Below are 18,833 nucleotides of genomic sequence, written 5' to 3' on the forward strand. Positions count from 1 at the left end.
GCCGCCCCGTCGGCGGCGCTCCGGGCACCGTTCAGCGACACCCCCGGCGCGGGCGCCGCGGGCCTCACGCCGCGCCCGCCGTCGGGGTGTCCGCCAGCGCCGGTCTCGGCACCACGATCCCGCAGCCCGCGCACACCGGACCGTCCCAGGCCCACGCCCCCTCCCAGGCGCCGACGGCGGGCGCGGCCGGCCACCGCAGCTCCTCCTCACCGCAGACCGGGCACGCCGTCCCCGGCGCCGACTCCAGCGCCCTCACCAGCCGTCGCAGCACCTCGCCGAGCGCCCCCTCCGGCCGCACGCCCGGATCCGCACACCGCACCACCGCGTCCCCGCTCCCGCCCCACGCCCACTCCGGACGGCGCAGCCCGTGGTGCTTCTCCCGCCGGCGCCGCTCCGCGAACTGGCGCTCGTACTCCAGCCAGACCGCCCGCGCGTCCTCCAGCTCCTCCAGCGCGGCGACCAGCCGCAGGGGGTCGGCCCCCCGGTCCTCGGGGGCGATCCCGTGCCGGTCGCACAGGTGCCACCACGTGGCCCGGTGCCCGTAGGGAGCGAACCGCTCCAGGCAGCGGCGCAGCGAATGGCGCCGCAGGGCCCGGTCGTTGCGCGCATCGCGCACCTGGTAGGCCAGACTCCGGAATCCCGCCATCACACCTTCACCTCCACCGATGTGCCCAACATGCCCTGCGGGTGCCGGGCGCATGCGGGGGCGGTCGAGGCGTGCGGGTGGCACATGGCCGGAAGTCAGCGCCCCATGCGCCCCGCGACCACCACCAGCCGGGCGAGCTCCTCGTGGCAGATGTCGCTGTGCGCCCCCGAGGGAGCGCCGCCGCGCCGCACCACCGAGCCCGCGTCCACGCTGACGCAGCCCGTCGCGGGCACCCCCTCGCGCAGGGCGGTGTCCAGGGTCAGCCGGGGCGCACCCGGTACGGCCTGCACCCCGTCGTGCCCGATCGCGCCCCAGCGTTCGTCGAAGCCCAGCAGTCCGGCCGAATCGCCCGCCATCCGGGAGGCCAGCGGGTAGAACACCCGCAGGGAGGTGTCGTGCGGGGAGTGGCAGGCCACCACCGGTCCGTGGACCTTGCGCTGCAGGCCGCCCAGGGCGCCGCCGCGGCTCCCGTCGTGCGGCAGCCGCTGCGAGAACGCGTAGTGGGAGAAGGCTCCCTGAAGCAGGGTCAGGGATGCCACGTACCGGGCGCCGTCGGGTACGGCACGCAGCGCGAAGGACACCAGCCGCGCGCCGAAGCTGTGCCCGACCAGATGGATCCGCAGGCCCGGACGACGGGCCGCCAGGTCGGCCAGGACCGGGCCGAGGCCGCGCTCGCCGACCACACCCGCGCGCTTCTTCATCTTGTAGTACGTGGCCTGCCGCAGCAGCTCCTTCGCGCCGCTCCACAACGGGCGAAGCCCGCCGCCGAACGCGAGGCCCCGCCCAGGCGAGTCCCCCGGCGGCGCTCCCGCCTCGACCAGCGCGTCGGTCAGGGCCCGGCAGACCTCCAGCACGTCCTCCGCGAACACGGCGGGCACGGGCTCGGCCGAAGGCATGCCGACCGCGGGAACGCCGTCCACCACGTCCACACCCGCGAGTTCCCGTACGAGTGCCCCGAACTCGATGAAGGCGGCCTCCGACTCCGGCCGCTCCTCGAGCAGTTCGGCCACCCGGTCCAGCTCCGCCTGCCGCCCGGGCCAGAACTCCCCGAGCGCCTGACGGGTCCCGGGACCAAGCGCGGCTCCGAAGCCGGGGTCCGCGAGCGCGCCCGGCTCCTCGAAGTCCGGGATCGGCTCGTCGGAGAAGCGCATCGAGGGCCACACGACGCCCACGTATCCCAGCCGTACCCCGGCCCCCACCAGCCCGGGGAAGGGCGCGAAGAAGCGGTCGTAGAGCCGGGTCGCCGTGGACCGGTCGCTGTTCCAGCCGTGCGCGAAGACCAGCAGGTCCGTGGCATCGATCCGGGCCACCGCCGCCTGTGTGCCCCGGTCCACGTCGCCCTCTGAGTCGAAGGTCAGCTCCGCGTACGGCCCCACCCCGATCCCCATCCCGGCCGCGACCCCGGCCGCGACCCCGGCCCTGATCCCGGCCCCAATCCCGATCCCGGCTCCGCTGTCCGCCATGACACGTCCCCCTCCACGCCGTGCGCCCGGTGGATCCAGCATCCTGCGGGTCCGCCCGCCCGGCCAGACCCCGGACGCCACCGGCTCATCCGTAGAGCAGGTACTCCGCGCGCACCGCCTCGAACCGGGCGAGCCCCGCCGCCCAGTCACCGGCGATCTCGTCCACCCCGGCCCCCGCGTCCACGAGCTTCCGCACCCGGTCCGAGCCCGTCAGCTTGTCGATCCAGTGGTCCGTGCGCCAGGCGAAGCCGCTCCACGACCGCCGGGCCGTGACCAGCAGCCCGATCCCCGCCCGTACCGGATCGAAGGCCTCCCGGTCGTGCACGATCAGCCGCACCCCGCCGCACACCTTCCCGACGTGCTTGGAGAAGGACGGCGTGAAGTACGCCTCCCGGAACCACACCCCCGGCAGGTCCAGCGCGTTCGCCGCCTCCGCCCACCGCCGGTCGACGCCCTCCGCGCCCAGCACCTCGAAGGGGGTGGTCGTGCCGCGGCCCTCGGACAGGTTCGTCCCCTCGAACAGACAGGTGCCGGCGTACGCGAGGGCCGTGTCGGGGGTCGGCATGTTCGGGCTGGGCGGCACCCAGGGCAGCCCGATCCCGCCGAAGAACGCATCCCGCCGCCATCCGGCCATCGCCACCGTGCGCAGCCTGACTGATTTTTCAGGCAGTCGGGACAGGAACTCGCCGTTGAAGAGCAGCGCCAGCTCGGCCGCCGTCATCCCGTGCGCGAGCGCGATCGGCTCCCGGCCCACGAAGCTCGCGTACGGCCGCTCCAGCACCGGCCCCGCGGCCCGCCGGCCGCCCGCCGGGTTGGGGCGGTCCAGCACCACCACGGCCTTGCCGGCGAGGGCGGCCGCGCGCATGCAGTCGTAGAGCGTCCAGATGTAGGTGTAGAAGCGCGCTCCGACGTCCTGGATGTCGAAGACGACGGTGTCGATCCCGGCTGCCGTGAACACGTCCGCGAGCCGCTGCCCGCTCTTGTCGTACGTGTCGTACACCGGCAGCCCGGTCGCGGGATCCCGGGAGGCCCCCTCGGAGCCGCCCGCCTGCGCCGTCCCGCGGAACCCGTGCTCCGGGCCGAACACCGCGACCAGGTCCACCCGGTCGTCCGCGTGCAGTACGTCGACCAGGTGGCGGGCGTCGGCGGTGATCCCGGTCGGGTTGGTGACCACGCCGACCTTCTGCCCGGCGAGTTCGGCGTACCCGTCCGCGGCGAGGCGCTCGAATCCGGTCCGCACCTGCGCCGCCCGCGGACCGGCCGCCGTGCCCGCCGGCCGGTCCGCCCCGACGGCCCCGGCAACCCCTACGGCCCCGGCAGCCCCCACGGCCCCTGCCGTACCGATGGCCCCCGCCAGTCCCAGTACCCCGCGTCGCGAGAGAGTCATCCGGCCACGCTAGGGCGCAAGCCCCTTCCACCCCGACATACCGACTGGTTAGTATGCCCACGATCCGCGGCCGCCCGTCCCCGGCTGCCCGTTCCCAGCCGCCGTTCCCAGCCGTCCGTCCCCCGAAAGGTGATCCCCGTGAGCGCGAACGCGTACCAGGACCAGCGAGTCGTCGTCACCGGCGCGGGCGGAGGAATCGGCGCCGCCCTCGCCCACCGCTTCGCCGCCGAGGGCGCCACGGTGGTCGTCAACGACCTCGACCCCGCCAAGGCCGCCGCGGTGGCGGGCGCGATCGGCGCCCGCGCGATCCCCGTCCCCGGCGACGCGTCGGCGATCGCGGCCGAGGCCCGGGAGGCCCTCGGGGGCGGGATCGACGTGTACTGCGCCAACGCCGGACTGGCCTCCGGCGGCGACGCGTTCGCCGACGAAGCCGTCTGGGAGGCGGCCTGGGACACCAACGTCATGGCCCACGTCCGCGCGGCCCGGCTGCTCCTGCCGGACTGGCTGGAGCGGGGGAGCGGCCGCTTCGTGTCCACCGTCTCCGCCGCCGGACTGCTGACCATGATCGGGGCGGCGCCGTACAGTGTCACCAAGCACGGTGCGCTCGCCTTCGCCGAATGGCTCTCGCTGACCTACCGCCACCGCGGTGTCCAGGTCCACGCCATCTGCCCGCAGGGCGTGCGCACCGACATGCTGACGGCCGCGGGATCGGCGGGTGAGCTCGTCCTCGCGCCGACCGCGATCGAGCCGGAAGCGGTTGCTGACGCACTGTTCGACGGCATGGAGAAGGGCCGGTTCTTGATCCTCCCGCACCCCGAGGTCGCGGACTTCTACGCCGCCCGGGCCACCGACCCGGACCGCTGGCTGAGCGGCATGAACCACCTCCAGCGGACATGGGAGACCCGGTGAGCTCCCCGTACGCCGCCCAACCCTGGCGCGCGCTGCTCAGTCCGGCCCAGCGGGCGCCCGTCACCCCGCCGCCGACGGTGCTGCACGCCTTCCGCGAGGCCGTGGCCCGGGCCCCCGAGCGGACCGCGCTCGCCTACTTCGACGGCCGCACCGGCTACGCCGAGGCCGACGCGCTGTCCGGCTCGGTCGCCGGGCACCTCGCGTCGCGCGGCATCGGCCGCGGGGACCGGGTCGCCGTCATGCTCCAGAACACCCCGCACTTCGTGCTGGCCGTCCTCGCCGCCTGGAAGGCCGGGGCCGTCGTCGTCCCGCTCAACCCCATGTACAAGGCCGGCGAGGTCGGGCACATCCTGCGCGACTCCGGGGCCGCCGCGCTGGTCTGCGACGGCCGCGCGTGGTCGGCGTACCTCCGCGAGGCCGTCGAGGGCACGGCCGTACGGACCGTCCTGACCGCCTCCGACCTGGACTTCCAGACCAGGAACGACCCGCGGGTCTTCGGCCCGCCGGGCCCTTCGGCCGGGGACGCGGCCGACGCGGCGACCACGGTCCGCCGGGGCGGCCCGGCCCGGTCCTCCCCGTCGGTCGCGGGGCCCGCCCCCCTGCCCGGACGGCACACGGCAGACCTCGCCACCGTGGCCCGCCAGGGCCGGCCCGCGCCGGCCGACCCGCACCTCACCGCCGCCGACACCGCCCTCATCAGCTACACCTCCGGCACCAGCGGCACCCCCAAGGGCGCCCTGAACCCGCACGGCGCCCTCACGTACAACGCCGTCCGCCAGGTCACCGCCCACCCCCTCCCCGAGGGCGCCACCTACTTCGCGCTCGCGCCCCTCTTCCACATCACCGGCATGGTCTGCGAGCTCGCCGCCTGCTTCGCCAACGCCGGCACCCTCGTCCTCGCACACCGCTTCGACGCCGCGGTCGTGCTCGACGCCTTCCTGGAGCACCGCCCCGCCTACACCGTCGGCCCGGCCACCGCCTTCATGGCCCTGGCCGCCCGCCCGGAGGTCACCCGGGACCACTTCGCCTCGTTCCGGGTGATCTCCTCCGGCGGAGCCCCGCTGCCGCCCGCGCTCGTCGAACGGCTGCGCCGCGCCTTCGGCTTCTACCTGCGCAACGGCTACGGCCTCACCGAGTGCACCGCCCCCTGCGCCAGCGTCCCCCCGCACCTCGAAGCCCCCGTAGACCCGGCCTCCGGCACCCTCTCCGTCGGTCTCCCGGGCGCCGACACCGTCGTCCGCATCCTCGACGAGCAGGGCGCCGAGGTGCCCTTCGGCGAGACCGGTGAGATAGCCGTCCGCGGCCCGCAGGTCGTGCCCGGCTACTGGGGCCTGCCCGCCGACACCGCCAAGGCGTTCCCGGACGGCGAACTGCGCACCGGGGACGTCGGTTTCATGGACGCGGACGGCTGGCTCTACGTCGTCGACCGCAAGAAGGACATGATCAACGCCTCCGGTTTCAAGGTGTGGCCGCGCGAGGTCGAGGACGTGCTCTACACCCACCCGGCGGTCCGCGAGGCGGCCGTGGTGGGCGTCCCCGACCCCTACCGCGGGGAGAGCGTGAAGGCGTACGTCAGCCTCCGCCCCGGCGCCCGCGCGGAGCCTGCCGAGCTGTCCGCCTACTGCGCCGAGCGCATCGCCGCCTACAAGTACCCCCGCCAGGTGGAGATCCTGCCTGTCCTGCCGAAGACCACCAGTGGCAAGATCCTGCGACGGGAACTGCGCGATCGCGGCTGAAAACAGTCGGATGGTCGTACAGCTGGATTGGGAAGGGAAGGTCGGCGCCATGGCTGCCAGGACCACGGAACCCGAAGGCACGCACGAGGCCCCGGTACCGCAGCGGCTACTGGCCGTCGCCACCCGGCTGTTCGCCGAGCGCGGCTACGACCGCACCTCCGTACAGGAGATCGTCGAGGCGGCCGGGGTCACCAAGGGTGCGCTCTACCACTACTTCGGGTCCAAGGACGACCTGCTGCACGAGGTGTACGCGCGCATGCTGCGCCGGCAGCAGCAGCGCCTCGACGCGGTGGCCGGATCCGACGCACCGGTCGAGGACCGGCTGCGGGCGGCCGCCGCCGACGTGGTGGTCACCACCATCGAGAACCTCGACGACGCGATGATCTTCTTCCGGTCGATGCACCAGCTCAGCCCGGAGAAGTTCAAGCAGGTGCGGGCGGAGCGCCGGCGCTACCACGAGCGCTTCCGGGCGCTGATCGAGGAGGGCCAGCGCACCGGCGTGTTCTCCGACGCCACCCCCGCCGACCTGGTGGTCGACTACCACTTCGGCTCCGTGCACCACCTGTCGACCTGGTACCGCGCGGACGGGCCGCTCACCCCGCAGCAGGTCGCCGATCACCTCGCCGACCTGCTGCTGCGCGCACTGCGTCCCTAGGTCCGCAGCCCCGGGGGCGGCTCCCGCAGGCGCCGCACCCGTACGGGTGCGGCGCCTGCCTCCCGGCGCTACATGTACTGCTTCAGCTCGCGCCGTGCCAGCGACCGCTGGTGCACCTCGTCCGGCCCGTCCGCCAGCCGCAGCGTCCGCGCCGCGGCCCACAGCTCGGCGAGCGGGAAGTCCTGGCTCACCCCGCCCGCGCCGTGCAGCTGCACCGCGTCGTCGAGGATCCGCACCACCGCCCGCGGGGTCGCGATCTTGATGGCCTGGATCTCGGTGTGCGCGCCCCGGTTCCCGACCGTGTCCATCAGCCAGGCCGTCTTCAGCACCAGCAGCCGCAACTGCTCCACGGTCACCCGGGCGTCCGCGATCCAGTTCTGTACGACCCCCTGGGCGGCCAGCGGCTTGCCGAAGGCCGTACGCTCCACGGCGCGCCGGCACATCAGCTCGATCGCCCGCTCCGCCATGCCGATCAGCCGCATGCAGTGGTGGATACGGCCCGGCCCGAGCCGGGCCTGGGCGATGGCGAAGCCGGTGCCCTCCCCGCCGATCAGGTTCGCGGCCGGGACCCGCGCCCCGTCGAAGACCACCTCGGCGTGCCCGCCGTGGTCGTGGTCCTCGTACCCGTACACCGTCATGGCCCGGCGGACCTCGACCCCCGGGGTGTCGCGCGGCACCAGGATCATCGACTGCTGGCGGCGCGGATCGGCGCCTTCCGGGTCGGTCTTGCCCATCACGATGAAGATCTTGCAGTCGGGGTTCATCGCCCCGGAGATGAACCACTTGCGCCCGGTGACCGTGTACTCGTCGGCCCCGCCACCCACACGCTCGATCCGCGTCTCGACGTTGGTCGCGTCCGAGGACGCCACCTCCGGCTCGGTCATCGCGAACGCGGAGCGGATCTCCCCGGCCAGCAGGGGCTCCAGCCACTGCTTCTTGTGGTCCTCGCTGCCGAACTGGGCGAGCAGCTCCATGTTCCCGGTGTCCGGGGCCGCGCAGTTGGTCGCCATCGGGGCCAGGTGCGGGCTGCGGCCGGTGATCTCGGCGAGCGGGGCGTACTGGAGGTTGGTCAGCCCGGCGCCGTACCCGGAGTCCGGAAGGAAGAGGTTCCACAGGCCCTGGCGGCGTGCCTCGGCCTTCAGTTCACCGAAGACGGCCGGGGTGTCCCAGGGCGAGGCCAGCCGCGCGCGCTGCTCGGCGGCGACGGGCTCCGCCGGGTAGACGTACTCCTCCATGAACGCGAGCAGCCGCTCGCGGAGTTCCTCGGTCCGGGGGTCGAATGCGAAGTCCATGGGTTGCGTGCCTCAGCCTTCGTGGCGGTTCTGAAAGGTGTGGGGGGCCTGGAGGGTGGTCAGACCGTGCTCGATGAAGACCGGGACCAGCTCGCCGATCCGGTCGAAGCCCGCGCCGACGGTCTGCCCGAGCGTGTAGCGGTAGTGGATCCCCTCGAGGATCACCGCGAGCTTGAACCAGGCGAAGGCCGTGTACCAGGCGATCGCGCCGGTGTCCCGGCCGGAACGGGCCGCGTACCGTTCGACCAGCTCTGCGGGCGTCGGATGCCCCGGCGCCCCGCTGGTGGTGCTGACCGGAGATTCAGGCAGGCCCAGGTCGGAGCTGTACATCACCAGCAGCCCGAGGTCGGTCAGCGGATCGCCCAGTGTGGACATCTCCCAGTCCAGCACCGCCCGGATCCTGTCGTCCGGACCGCCGATCAGTACGTTGTCCAGTCGGAAGTCCCCGTGCACGACGGTCGGCGCGGGGGAGCCGGGCAGGGTCCGGCCGAGCGCGCCGTGCAGCTCCTCGATCCCGGCGAGCTCCCGCCCCCGGGAGGCCGCGAGCTGCTTGCCCCAGCGGCGCAGCTGCCGGTCCAGGAAGCCCTCGGGGCGGCCGAAGTCGCCCAGGCCGACGGCCCCGGGGTCCACCGCGTGCAGGTCGACCAGCGTGTCCACCAGGCCGAGCACCGCCCGCCGGGTGCGCTCGGGGCCGAGCGCGGCGAGCTCGCCCGCCGTGCGGTAGGGCACCCCCTCCACGTACTCCATGACGTAGAACGGCGCGCCGAGCACCGACTCGTCCTCGCACAGCAGCACCGGCTCGGGCACCGGCACGGCCGTCCCGTGCAGGGCCGCGATCACCCGGTGCTCACGCCGCATGTCGTGCGCCGTGTCCAGGACGTGGCCGAGCGGGGGGCGGCGCACCACCCAGCGGGCGGAGCCGTCGGTCACCTCGTACGTGAGGTTCGACCGGCCCCCTTCGATCAGCCGGCCGCTCAGCGCCCCGGCCACGAGCCCGGGCCGCGCGGTGTCGAGATGGCCGCGCAGCCGTTCCAGATCGAGGCCTCGCGGATCGTCCGGGGCTGGGGTCATGGGTGGCACCTCCGTACGGAGTCAGACGGTGACTGTTCACTCGGATCGGAAGCCATCATGCCGACCAGTCGGTATGTAGTCCAGAGCGCCTGCCGAAGAAGTCGTGTCGGGCGGGATCAGGCGTGGCAGAGGATCGGCGTCCCGCCGTTCATCACCGTCATGTCCTGCAGGACCGCCAGGATGTCCAGAGCGGCACCCTCCGGTTCCCCGGCCAGCTCCGCGTAGGCCCGGTGCAGGTTCGCCACCAGCCGTTCGCTCTCCCGCCACGCCGCGAACTCGCCGAGATCGGCCCGGCGGGCCGTCTCCAGCGGGGTCAGGCCCTCCGCCCGCCCCTCCCGGGCCAGCTCGGCCACGAACCGCAGGTAGCGCCCGGTGGCCTCGTAGGCCGAGGCGTCGGTCAGCGGCCCGTGTCCCGGTACGACGGTCTCCGCTTCCAGGGAGCGCAGCAGCTCCAGCGCCCGCAGCGAGCCGGCCAGGGAGCCCATCGCGAGGAAGGGCGTGCCCTCGGCGAAGACCAGGTCCCCGGTGAACACGACCCGCTGCCGGGGCAGCCACACGATCGAGTCGCCGGTGGTGTGCGCGACGCCCGGGTGGATCACCCGCACCTCCGTCCCGCCGACGTGCAGGGTCATCCGGTCGCTGTAGGTCATGTCGGGCGCGGTGATCTCTATCGCGCCGAAGTCGGTCGCGGGCCAGATCATCTCCAGCTGGTGCCCGGCGGCGAGCTGTTCGGTCCGCGCGTTGTCGTGCCCGAGCACCAGCGCCCCGGGGGTGAACACGCCGTTGCCGTAGGTGTGGTCGCCGTGGTGGTGGGTGTTCACGACGGTGCGGGGGAGCGGCACCCCGGCCGCCGTCACCGCCTCGCGCAGGGCCAGGGCCCGCCGCTCGGTGGCGGCGGTGTCGACGAGCAGGGTCCGGCCGCCGTCGCTGACGAAGCCGGCGTTGTTGAGGCACCAGCCGCCGTCCGGCTGGACGTACGCGTACACCCCCGGTGCGGGCTCGACGAGGTACGGCCTGTCGACGGTCATCTGCGCTCTCCCCGGGTCGCTTTGACGGGCGGTCGGCATCCTGCCAGCCGTCGCGGCTCCGGGGGAGGGCGGGTTCGCTCCTGCGTGAATTTCCAGTCAGCGGCGCGTGCGTCAGCGGCGCGTGCGCCGGCGGTCGCGTACGTCAGCAGCCCGGCGCATCAGTGGTCGTCGTAGTGCCCGTCGTGCTCGGCGTGCCGGTGTCCGTCGTGCGCGTAGTCCACGTGGTCCCCGTGCCGGACCGCCGCGTGCCCGCAGTCCGATCCGTGCACGTGGCTGTGGCCGTCGTGGGCCGTGTGCCCGCTGCTCTCGCACTCGTCCCAGTGCCCGGAGTGCTCCCGGTGCAGATGGCCGTCGTGCGCGTAGTCGACGTGGTCGCCGTGTGCGACGGCCTGGTGCCCGCAGTCGGGGCCGTGGGTGTGCGCGTGCGTCGGGTGTTCCAGGTGCTGAGTCGTCATGGGGCCGAGGCTAGTGCGGATCATCCAGGATCGCCCGTTCTGTCCGGTTGGTGTCCGGACGGCGCGGGGAAACCGGACCGTCCGACCGTCAGCTCAGACGATCATGGCCATCGCGAACGCCGCCAGTGCCATCGTGCAGGCCACCACCGCCAGGGCCGCGCGCGGCGCGAGCTCCGGCGGCCGGCCCGCCGCCAGTGCCCGGATCCGCCGGTGCGCCACCCACAGGAACGCCACCCAGACCAGCGCGATCACCGCGGCTCCGGCCACCTCCGGCGGCCGCCCGGCCCCGCGCAGCGCCTGCCGCAGCGCGAGCACCGCCACCACCGCGGAGGCCAGCGTCGTACGCCGCCACGCCAGCCGGGTCCGTTCGGGCTGCAGTCCCGCGTCGCGCACCTCGCCGTCCCGGGACGGGCTCACCGCCCCGACGTCCAGCCCAGCGCCACGACCACCACCATCGCCACCGCGACCAGTCCGACCCCCATGCTCAGCACCACCGGGAACCGCGACACCGGCAGGTCCTCGCCCCGCCGCATCGCCCGCTCGCACCGCATCCAGTGGTTGACCGCCCGCAGCGCACACGCCGCGCCCACCGCGAGCAGCGCGAAGGCCATCCCGACCCGCACCCCCCACCGCAGGTCCGGCAGGAACTGGTCGACGGCGAAACCGCCGCCCACCAGGGCCAGCGCCGTCCGGATCCAGGCGAGGAAGGTCCGCTCGTTGGCCAGCGAGAAGCGGTAGTCGGGGGTCTCGCCCTCGTCCTGGAGGCCCTGCGGCGCGAACCAGAGGCGGACGTCTTTGACGAAGTCGATCACAGGGGCAATCTACGGCGGAACTCCCGCAGCCGCCGGTACGCCTCCAGCCCGTCCGGCACCCAGGCCCACTCCCCGTCGGCCACGCGCCGGTCCAGCTCCTGCGGCGGGAGGAAGGTGTGCCAGTCCACCTCCGACTCCTGCGGAGCCACTGGCAGCTCGCACCGCACCTCGTGCACGTACGACCACCAGGCCCCGCCCGGGCCCTCGTACAGGAACTTGAACAGCGGTACCGGCTGCGGCAGCCCGGTCACCCCCAGTTCCTCCTCGGCCTCCCGCAGCGCGGCCCGCGCGTAGCCCTCCCCGGCGCCCAGCACCCCGCCCACGAACATGTCGTAGTGCGAGGGGAACACCAGCTTCGACGCCGTGCGCCGATGGACGAAGATCCGCCCCCGCGCGTCCGCGGCCTGCACGAACACGCAGCGGTGGATCAGCCCCCGCGCGTACACCTCGCCCCGCGGAGCCTGTCCGACGACCCTGTCGTCCCGGTCCACCACGTCCAGTACTTCATCAGCGGCACTCACACGGTTCATCCAACCACCGCTGTTGACTGGTTACCGCTCCGTAGCCAAGGATCTGCCCCACCACCGACGGAGGACGGGTATACGCATGACGTACGACGCAGACGTGATCGTGATCGGGGCCGGGCTGGCCGGGCTCGCGGCCACCGCCGAACTCGTCGACGCGGGCCGGAAGGTGATCCTGCTCGACCAGGAGCCCGAGCAGTCCATCGGCGGCCAGGCCCACTGGTCCTTCGGCGGGCTGTTCCTCGTGGACTCGCCCGAGCAGCGCCGCATGCGGATCAAGGACAGCCGGGACCTCGCCCTCCAGGACTGGCTCGGCACCGCCGGGTTCGACCGCGCGGAGGACGGCTGGCCGCGCCGCTGGGCCGAGGCGTACGTGGACTTCGCCGCGGGTGAGAAGCGCCCCTGGCTGCACGCGCAGGGCGTCCGCTTCTTCCCGGTGGTCGGCTGGGCCGAGCGCGGCGGCTACGACGCCGAGGGCCACGGCAACTCCGTCCCCCGCTTCCACATCACCTGGGGCACCGGCCCCGGCCTGGTGGAACCCTTCGAGCGCCGGGTCCGGGCCGGTGTGGCCCGCGGCCTGGTCGAGCTGAGGTTCCGTCACCGGGTGACCGGGCTCTCCCGCACCGCGGGCGCGGTCGACACCGTGACCGGCGAGATCCTGGAGCCCTCCGACGCCGTACGGGGCGCCGCGAGCAGCCGCGGGACCACCGGGGCCTTCTCCCTGCGGGCCCAGGCCGTGATCGTGACCAGCGGCGGCATCGGCGGCAACCACGACCTCGTACGCGCGCAGTGGCCCGCCCGGCTCGGCACCCCGCCCGAGCGGATGCTCTCCGGGGTCCCCGCGCACGTGGACGGCCTGATGCTCGGGATCGCCGAGGAGGCGGGCGCCAGCCACATCAACAAGGACCGGATGTGGCACTACACCGAGGGCATCGCGAACTGGGAGCCGATCTGGTCCAAGCACGGCATCCGCATCCTGCCCGGCCCCTCCTCGCTCTGGCTGGACGCGACGGGCCGGCGGCTGCCCGTACCGCTCTTCCCGGGCTTCGACACCCTCGGCACCCTCGACCACATCATGAAGACCGGGCACGACCACACCTGGTTCGTCCTCAACCAGCGCATCATCGGCAAGGAGTTCGCCCTCTCCGGATCCGAGCAGAACCCCGACCTCACCGGCAAGTCCGTCCGCGACGTCATCAACCGCGCCCGCCAGGCCGTCCCGGCGCCGGTCAAGGCCTTCATGGACAACGGCGCCGACTTCGTCGTCGAGCGGGACCTGTCCGCCCTGGTGCGCGGGATGAACGCCGTCACCAAGGAGAACCTGATCGACGAGGCCGAACTGCGCCGCGTGATCACCGCCCGGGACCGGGAGATCGCCAATCCGTTCAGCAAGGACCTCCAGGTGACGGCCATCCACGGGGCCCGCAAGTACCTCGGTGACAAGCTGATCCGCACGGCCGCGCCGCACCGGATCCTGGACCCCGGGGCCGGGCCGCTGATCGCCGTACGGCTGTCGGTCCTGACCCGCAAGTCCCTGGGCGGGCTGGAGACCGACCTCTCGTCGCGCGTCCTGACGGCGGACGGCGAGCCGCTGCCCGGCGTCTATGCGGCGGGCGAGGCGGCCGGCTTCGGCGGCGGCGGGGTGCACGGCTACCGGGCCCTGGAGGGCACCTTCCTGGGCGGCTGCCTCTTCTCGGGCCGGGCGGCGGGGCGGGCGGCCGCCCGGGCGGTCGGCTGACGGGGCCCGGGCGGCCGGCCTGCGCGGTCCCGGCGGCCCGCTGACACGGTCCCGGCGCCCGCTGACGCGGTCCCGGCGCCCGCTGACGCGGTGCGATGGCCGGTCGGTACGGTGGGCCGCGCACCCTGGAAGGGCGTCAGGCCAGCCGCTCGGTGACCCGCAAACGCTCCGCGACGACCAGGGTGTCGTCGTCGACCGTGAATCCCGGGTCACCGAGCACCGCGCGCATCGGCTCGCCGTGCCAGAACGCCTCGTGTGCCGTACGCCATTCGGCCACCGACGCGAACCCCTCGCCCTCGTCGAGCGCGTGCTGCAGCCCGACGTCGGCGAGCCGCAGCACGTCCACGGCCGTCACCTCCACCACCGCCACCCCCTGCTCCTCGGAGTCGACCAGCAGGCACCGGGCGCCGGGCTCCGGCAAAGGCTCGGCCTCCGCCTCGTACGCGGCGAGCAGGCCCGTGGTGCTGGTCTTCGCCCCGCTCAGGACGGCCGCGACCAGCTGATCGCGCAGGGGACCGGGAAACGCCATCAGATACGGCGGAAGATCATCGTATGCAGCCATGGCGCCACCCTACGGTGCCGTGCCGATGCCTCAGAACCGGGTCAACCAGCCCAACTCACACCATCGCCGCAGCAGTTGAAACCCGCCACGCAGTGGACTGGACCTTGACTCGGAGCTGTGCGTACCGCTTTGCTGTCAGTGATCACCGGTTCGCTCACCGGCAGGATCCGCACACCACACGGCCGCACCACCCCCGTGCATCATGCACGTTTCCGGCCACCGCTCATCAGCACCCCTCGTCCGCCCGCGCCCTGGAGGGAAACCCGCGGATGTCCCCGCCTCCGCCGCCCCTCGGCCGCGCCCGCAAGCGGGACGCCCAGCTCTTCGATCCCGCCCTCTGTGACGCCGAACTCGTCGACGTGCGCACCCAGTTCACCCAGGGGCGGTGGGCCAAGGCCCGGTCCCTCCTGGTCGGCACCGGCGACGATTGGGACCGCCGCGGCCACCGCATCGTCGTCCTCGCCGAGACCCCGGCGGCCACCGCCTGGGCCCGCGAATGGCTGCTCGCCGAACCCGAGAGCGCCGACGCCGCCACCCTCCTCGCCTGCGCCGCCGTCTTCACCGCCCTGCGCCGCAAGGGCACCCCGGCCGCGGCCGAGGAGGCCTGCCGCCGTGCCGCCGTCCTGCTCCCCGCCGACCCCACCCCCTGGCTCGCCCTGCTCCTCCTCTCCCGGGCCTTCGGCACCGAAGAGGAGTTCAGCCGCCACTTCGACCAGGTCCGCGCCCGCCACCGCGAGCACCACCACGCCCACCACCTGATGGTCGCCAGACTGGCCGAGCGCACCCCCGCCTCCGGCCACGACCCGCTCCACGAGGTCTACGACTTCGCCGCCTGGGCCGCCGAGGAGTCCCCGGCCGACTCCCCGCTCGCCGTGCTCCCCGTCATCGCGCACGCCGAGCGCTACCGGGTGCTCGCCGCCACGCACGGGCACACCTTCAGCAACGCCGCCCAGCACTGGTCCGGCCGCCGCGCCCGCCAGGTGCTGCGCTCCGCCTTCGACTGGTGGCTGGAGTGGGAGCGCGAGGACCACCCCCGCAACCGCGTCGACCTCAACTTCCTCGCCCACGCCAAGCTCTGCGAGGGCCGCCCCGCCGAGGCCGCCGCCCTGTTCCACCGGATCGGCAGCCACGCCACCCCCGCGCCGTGGTCCTACCCGGACCTCGACCCGCACAAGGCCTTCCTCGCCGCGCGCCGCGCCGCGCTCGGCACCGCCTGACCGCCGACCGGCCCGGACCGCCCCGGGACAGCCCCCGGACCACCCCGGGACCAGCCCCGGACCACCCACGGACGACCCCCAGCCCACACGAAAGGACGGACCCGCCATGCCGACGGGCAGATCCACCACGCTCCAGGACCCGGCCGAGATCCGCACGTACAAGGGCCAGGACCGCGCCCTGCGCGCCGACCGCCTCGGCACCGCCGGCCTGCTGCTCTCCGTACTCGCCGCCAGCGCCCCCCTCATGGTGGTCGCCGGTGTGATGCCCACCACCTTCGGCGTCATGGGCGTCGTGGGCCAGCCGCTGCTCTTCGTCATCCTCGGCATCGTCCTCGCGCTCTTCAGCATCGGCTACGCCGAGATGAGCCGGCACGTCCACAACGCCGGCGCCTTCTACGCCTACATCGCCCGCGGCCTCGGCCCCACCGCGGGCGCCGGAGCCTCCCTGGTCGCCCTCGTCGCGTACAGCGCCATGCAGGTCGGCGTCTACGGCATCCTCGGCTTCGAGATATCCGGGCTCTTCGCCACCTACCTCGGGATCGAGCTCGCCTGGTGGATCCCGGCCCTGCTCGCCGTCGCCGCCACCGGCGCACTCGGCTGGCTGAAGATCGACCTCAACGCCAAGGTCCTCGGCGTCCTGCTCCTCATCGAGTGCGCCCTCGTCGTCGTCTTCGACCTCGCCGCCCTCGCCAAGCCCGGCCCGGAAGGCCTCTCGCTCAGCGCCTTCAACCCGGAGACCCTCACCGGACCCGGCCTCGGCACCGCCCTGTGCTTCTGCATCGCCGCCTTCGTCGGCTTCGAGCAGTCCCCGGTGTACGCCGAGGAGACCAGCAAGCCGCACATCGTCGTCTCCCGGGTGATGTTCCTCGCCGTCGGCTTCGTCGCCCTGTTCTTCGCCCTGAGCGCCTGGGCCCTCACCGTCGCCACCGGCCCCGCCGAGGTCGTCAAGACCTCCGCCGAAGCCGGCCCCGGCCTGCTCTTCCAGCTCACCGAGTCCCGCCTCGGCGCCACCTTCACCGACGTCCTGCACGTCCTCTTCGTGACCGGCATGTTCGCGGCCATGCTCAGCTTCCACAACGTGGTCGCCCGCTACGCCTTCGCCATGGGCCGCGAGGGCCTGCTCCCGGCCGCCTTCGGCCGGACCAACTCGGGCACCGGCGCCCCCGCCACCGGCTCCCTCCTCCAGACCGGCATCGCCACCCTCGTCGTGATCGCCTTCGCCGTCACCGACGACCTGCCGACCGGCGACCCCACCGCCCCCGTGCTCCACCTGTTCACCTGGATGGGCAGCGTGGGCGCTCTCGGCGTGACCCTCCTCATGGCCGCCGCCTCCTTCGCCGTCATCGCCTTCTTCGTCCGCCGCGGCACCGCCGGCGCCCAGGTCTGGCGGCTCGTCGCGGCGGGCGCCGCCGGACTCGCGCTGCTCGCCATCGCCGTCTACACCGTCAAGGACTTCGGCGTCCTGGTCGGCGCCGCGGAGGGCTCCGCCCTCAGCTGGGTGCTGCCGGGCATCATCGGCGCCGCCGTCGTGACCGGGCTGCTCTACGGGGCCCTCCTGCGCCGCAGCCGCCCCGAGGTGCACGCCCGCATCGGCCTGGGCAACGAGGCCTTCCGCCTCGACCAGGCGGCAGAGGCCACCTCCAGAGACTGACCCACTACCTGGCTTTCCAGCCTTCGCGAAGCCCCCGACACCCCTTTCCAAGGTCGTCGGGGGCTTTGATGCGCTGGGGCTGATTTTGGCGGGTGGCGGACCCCCATGGTCTCCTGGGGCGATCAAAACGACCGAACCGCTGCACAGGGGACACCACCCAGCTCCCCTGCGCGGCGGTCCGGGCCTGCCTGTCCGACCCCCACGAAGGCGAAGTCATCCATGAGTGACCGCACCTTGACCGAGGCCCCCGCCCCGGCGTCTTCCCGCCACGTCGACGCCGGTGACGAGGGCTACAGCAAGGACCTCAAGTCCCGCCACATCAACATGATCGCGATCGGCGGAGCGATAGGCACCGGCCTGTTCCTCGGCGCCGGCGGCCGCCTCGCCGGAGCCGGGCCCTCCCTGGCGATCGCCTACGCGGTCTGCGGCGTCTTCGCCTTCTTCGTCGTCCGAGCCCTCGGCGAGCTCGTGCTCTACCGCCCCTCCTCCGGCGCCTTCGTCTCGTACGCGCGCGAGTTCATGGGCGAGAAGGGCGCCTACACGGCGGGCTGGCTCTACTTCCTCAACTGGTCCACGACCACGGTGGCCGACATCACCGCCGCCGCGACCTACGCCCACTTCTGGTCGCTGTTCACCGACGTCCCCCAGTGGGTCCTCGCCTTCATCGCCCTCGCCGTCGTCCTCACCGCGAACCTGATCTCGGTGAAGTACTTCGGCGAGATGGAGTTCTGGTTCTCCCTGGTCAAGGTCGCGGCCCTGGTCGTCTTCCTGATCGTCGGCATCTGGCTCGTGGCCACCAGCCACGAGATCGGCGGCCACACCCCGGGCCTGTCCACCATCACCGACAACGGCGGCATCTTCCCGTCCGGCGTCCTGCCGATGCTCCTGGTCATCCAGGGCGTGGTCTTCGCGTACGCCTCCGTCGAACTCTGCGGCGTCGCCGCCGGCGAGACCGAGAACCCCGAGAAGATCATGCCGAAGGCGATCAACTCGATCATGTGGCGCGTGGGCCTCTTCTACGTCGGCTCCGTGGTCCTGCTCGCCCTGCTCCTGCCCTACACGGCGTACTCCTCGGACCAGAGCCCCTTCGTCACGGTCTTCGACAAGCTCGGCATCCCCGGCGCCGCGGGCATCATGAACCTGGTCGTGCTGACGGCGGCCCTCTCCAGCCTGAACTCCGGCCTCTACTCCACCGGCCGCATCCTGCGCTCGATGGCCCTGTCCGGCTCCGCCCCCCGGTTCACCGGCCTCATGAACAAGGGCAAGGTCCCCTACGGCGGCGTCCTGTTCACCGCCGCCTTCGGCGTCGCCGGCGTCGGCCTGAACTACTTCATGGAGGAGGAGGCCTTCGAGATCGTCCTGAACTTCGCCTCGCTCGGCATCCTCGGCACCTGGGCGATGGTCATGATCTGCTCGCTCCACTTCTGGCGCCGCGCCAAGCAGGGCCGCGTCGAACGCCCCGCCTACCGCCTGCCCTGGGCCCCGTACACCCAGCTCGTGACCCTGGCCTTCCTGCTCACGGTCCTGGTCCTGATGTGGTGCGACGGCGGCGTGGGCCGCACCACGGTCATGTTCGTCCCGGCCATCGCCGCCGCCCTGGTCGGCGGCTGGTTCGTGGTCCGCGGCCGCGTGGCGGAACTCGCCGCAGCCCGCGACTGACCGCCCCGCCCGCTCACGGGGCCCCCGC

18 protein-coding genes are annotated in these 18,833 nt (G+C 73.3%); 7 read left to right on the forward strand and 11 right to left on the reverse strand.

The window, feature by feature from the left end:
- Positions 1-64: 64 nt before the first annotated feature.
- The 3 genes from ACIPUC_RS34620 to ACIPUC_RS34630 form a co-directional block, all read right to left on the reverse strand.
- Entirely contained in the window at positions 65-646 is a 582-nt protein-coding gene (locus ACIPUC_RS34620; RefSeq protein WP_446594339.1) for a hypothetical protein, read from the reverse strand.
- Between the two features lie 95 nt (positions 647-741).
- The gene (locus tag ACIPUC_RS34625) at positions 742-2,034 is read right to left on the reverse strand and encodes a serine-threonine protein kinase (RefSeq protein ID WP_446594383.1); all 1,293 of its coding nucleotides are present in this window, start codon (positions 2,032-2,034) and stop codon (positions 742-744) included.
- Between the two features lie 160 nt (positions 2,035-2,194).
- Complete coding sequence (locus tag ACIPUC_RS34630) at positions 2,195-3,496, reverse strand: exo-beta-N-acetylmuramidase NamZ family protein (protein WP_446594340.1); 1,302 nt, start codon at positions 3,494-3,496, stop codon at positions 2,195-2,197.
- 138 nt (positions 3,497-3,634) lie between these two features.
- On the opposite strand from ACIPUC_RS34630, the gene ACIPUC_RS34635 reads away from it, so the two are divergent.
- The 3 genes from ACIPUC_RS34635 to ACIPUC_RS34645 are packed head-to-tail and all read left to right on the forward strand — an operon-like array spanning position 3,635 to position 6,796.
- The gene (locus ACIPUC_RS34635) at positions 3,635-4,405 is read left to right on the forward strand and encodes an SDR family oxidoreductase (protein ID WP_446594341.1); all 771 of its coding nucleotides are present in this window, start codon (positions 3,635-3,637) and stop codon (positions 4,403-4,405) included.
- Positions 4,390-6,141, forward strand: a complete 1,752-nt coding sequence (locus ACIPUC_RS34640; protein ID WP_446594342.1) for a class I adenylate-forming enzyme family protein — start codon at positions 4,390-4,392, stop codon at positions 6,139-6,141. Before ACIPUC_RS34635 ends, ACIPUC_RS34640 begins: the two co-directional genes overlap by 16 nt.
- A gap of 49 nt (positions 6,142-6,190) precedes the next feature.
- Positions 6,191-6,796 (forward strand): TetR/AcrR family transcriptional regulator, encoded by a 606-nt coding sequence (locus tag ACIPUC_RS34645; RefSeq protein WP_446594343.1) that lies wholly within the window; start codon positions 6,191-6,193, stop codon positions 6,794-6,796.
- Between the two features lie 68 nt (positions 6,797-6,864).
- Here ACIPUC_RS34645 and ACIPUC_RS34650 read toward each other — a convergent pair whose 3' ends face one another.
- The 7 genes from ACIPUC_RS34650 to ACIPUC_RS34680 all read right to left on the reverse strand — a co-directional run bounded on the left by ACIPUC_RS34650 (position 6,865) and on the right by ACIPUC_RS34680 (position 11,984).
- The gene (locus tag ACIPUC_RS34650; protein ID WP_446594344.1) at positions 6,865-8,088 is read right to left on the reverse strand and encodes an acyl-CoA dehydrogenase family protein; all 1,224 of its coding nucleotides are present in this window, start codon (positions 8,086-8,088) and stop codon (positions 6,865-6,867) included.
- A 12-nt stretch (positions 8,089-8,100) separates the two neighbouring features.
- A complete protein-coding gene (locus ACIPUC_RS34655) occupies positions 8,101-9,159 on the reverse strand; it encodes a phosphotransferase family protein (protein WP_446594345.1) in 1,059 nt (352 codons plus the stop codon).
- Between the two features lie 116 nt (positions 9,160-9,275).
- A complete protein-coding gene (locus ACIPUC_RS34660; protein WP_446594346.1) occupies positions 9,276-10,187 on the reverse strand; it encodes an MBL fold metallo-hydrolase in 912 nt (303 codons plus the stop codon).
- Between the two features lie 158 nt (positions 10,188-10,345).
- On the reverse strand, positions 10,346-10,642 hold the full coding sequence (locus ACIPUC_RS34665; protein ID WP_446594347.1) for a hypothetical protein: 297 nt from the start codon (positions 10,640-10,642) through the stop codon (positions 10,346-10,348).
- 93 nt (positions 10,643-10,735) lie between these two features.
- Complete coding sequence (locus tag ACIPUC_RS34670; protein ID WP_446594348.1) at positions 10,736-11,059, reverse strand: DUF202 domain-containing protein; 324 nt, start codon at positions 11,057-11,059, stop codon at positions 10,736-10,738.
- Entirely contained in the window at positions 11,056-11,454 is a 399-nt protein-coding gene (locus ACIPUC_RS34675) for a YidH family protein (protein ID WP_446594349.1), read from the reverse strand. Before ACIPUC_RS34675 ends, ACIPUC_RS34670 begins: the two co-directional genes overlap by 4 nt.
- A complete protein-coding gene (locus tag ACIPUC_RS34680; RefSeq protein WP_446594350.1) occupies positions 11,451-11,984 on the reverse strand; it encodes an NUDIX domain-containing protein in 534 nt (177 codons plus the stop codon). Before ACIPUC_RS34680 ends, ACIPUC_RS34675 begins: the two co-directional genes overlap by 4 nt.
- A 76-nt stretch (positions 11,985-12,060) precedes the next feature.
- Between ACIPUC_RS34680 and ACIPUC_RS34685 the strand changes: the two genes are divergently transcribed.
- Positions 12,061-13,716 carry an FAD-binding dehydrogenase gene (locus tag ACIPUC_RS34685; RefSeq protein WP_446594351.1) on the forward strand — a complete coding sequence of 552 codons (1,656 nt, stop codon included), beginning with the start codon at positions 12,061-12,063 and terminating at the stop codon, positions 13,714-13,716.
- A 136-nt stretch (positions 13,717-13,852) separates the two neighbouring features.
- Here ACIPUC_RS34685 and ACIPUC_RS34690 read toward each other — a convergent pair whose 3' ends face one another.
- Complete coding sequence (locus tag ACIPUC_RS34690) at positions 13,853-14,278, reverse strand: ASCH domain-containing protein (RefSeq protein WP_446594352.1); 426 nt, start codon at positions 14,276-14,278, stop codon at positions 13,853-13,855.
- A 269-nt stretch (positions 14,279-14,547) separates the two neighbouring features.
- Here ACIPUC_RS34690 and ACIPUC_RS34695 point away from each other — a divergent pair, with 269 nt between their 5' ends.
- The 3 genes from ACIPUC_RS34695 to ACIPUC_RS34705 all read left to right on the forward strand — a co-directional run bounded on the left by ACIPUC_RS34695 (position 14,548) and on the right by ACIPUC_RS34705 (position 18,805).
- Positions 14,548-15,495 carry a hypothetical protein gene (locus ACIPUC_RS34695; RefSeq protein WP_446594353.1) on the forward strand — a complete coding sequence of 316 codons (948 nt, stop codon included), beginning with the start codon at positions 14,548-14,550 and terminating at the stop codon, positions 15,493-15,495.
- A gap of 106 nt (positions 15,496-15,601) precedes the next feature.
- Positions 15,602-17,146, forward strand: coding sequence for an APC family permease (locus ACIPUC_RS34700; RefSeq protein ID WP_446594354.1), 1,545 nt, complete (start codon positions 15,602-15,604; stop codon positions 17,144-17,146).
- 219 nt (positions 17,147-17,365) lie between these two features.
- Positions 17,366-18,805: an amino acid permease gene (locus ACIPUC_RS34705; protein ID WP_446594355.1), complete on the forward strand. Its 1,440-nt coding sequence runs from the start codon at positions 17,366-17,368 to the stop codon at positions 18,803-18,805.
- Positions 18,806-18,833: the final 28 nt, after the last annotated feature.

It is taken from the genome of Streptomyces sp. LARHCF249 (genome assembly GCF_052871255.1).

Bases quoted from the DNA above. Each gene is read 5' to 3' on its own strand.
- ACIPUC_RS34700 (WP_446594354.1), top strand. From the start codon at position 15,602: ATGCCGACGGGCAGATCCACCACGCTCCAGGACCCGGCCGAGATCCGC.
- ACIPUC_RS34655 (WP_446594345.1), bottom strand. From the start codon at position 9,159: ATGACCCCAGCCCCGGACGATCCGCGAGGCCTCGATCTGGAACGGCTG.
- ACIPUC_RS34695 (WP_446594353.1), top strand. From the start codon at position 14,548: ATGTCCCCGCCTCCGCCGCCCCTCGGCCGCGCCCGCAAGCGGGACGCC.
- ACIPUC_RS34630 (WP_446594340.1), bottom strand. From the start codon at position 3,496: ATGACTCTCTCGCGACGCGGGGTACTGGGACTGGCGGGGGCCATCGGT.
- ACIPUC_RS34660 (WP_446594346.1), bottom strand. From the start codon at position 10,187: ATGACCGTCGACAGGCCGTACCTCGTCGAGCCCGCACCGGGGGTGTAC.
- ACIPUC_RS34690 (WP_446594352.1), bottom strand. From the start codon at position 14,278: ATGGCTGCATACGATGATCTTCCGCCGTATCTGATGGCGTTTCCCGGT.
- ACIPUC_RS34705 (WP_446594355.1), top strand. From the start codon at position 17,366: ATGAGTGACCGCACCTTGACCGAGGCCCCCGCCCCGGCGTCTTCCCGC.
- ACIPUC_RS34680 (WP_446594350.1), bottom strand. From the start codon at position 11,984: ATGAACCGTGTGAGTGCCGCTGATGAAGTACTGGACGTGGTGGACCGG.
- ACIPUC_RS34625 (WP_446594383.1), bottom strand. From the start codon at position 2,034: ATGGGGATCGGGGTGGGGCCGTACGCGGAGCTGACCTTCGACTCAGAG.
- ACIPUC_RS34685 (WP_446594351.1), top strand. From the start codon at position 12,061: ATGACGTACGACGCAGACGTGATCGTGATCGGGGCCGGGCTGGCCGGG.
- ACIPUC_RS34620 (WP_446594339.1), bottom strand. From the start codon at position 646: ATGGCGGGATTCCGGAGTCTGGCCTACCAGGTGCGCGATGCGCGCAAC.
- ACIPUC_RS34650 (WP_446594344.1), bottom strand. From the start codon at position 8,088: ATGGACTTCGCATTCGACCCCCGGACCGAGGAACTCCGCGAGCGGCTG.
- ACIPUC_RS34645 (WP_446594343.1), top strand. From the start codon at position 6,191: ATGGCTGCCAGGACCACGGAACCCGAAGGCACGCACGAGGCCCCGGTA.
- ACIPUC_RS34640 (WP_446594342.1), top strand. From the start codon at position 4,390: ATGGGAGACCCGGTGAGCTCCCCGTACGCCGCCCAACCCTGGCGCGCG.
- ACIPUC_RS34665 (WP_446594347.1), bottom strand. From the start codon at position 10,642: ATGACGACTCAGCACCTGGAACACCCGACGCACGCGCACACCCACGGC.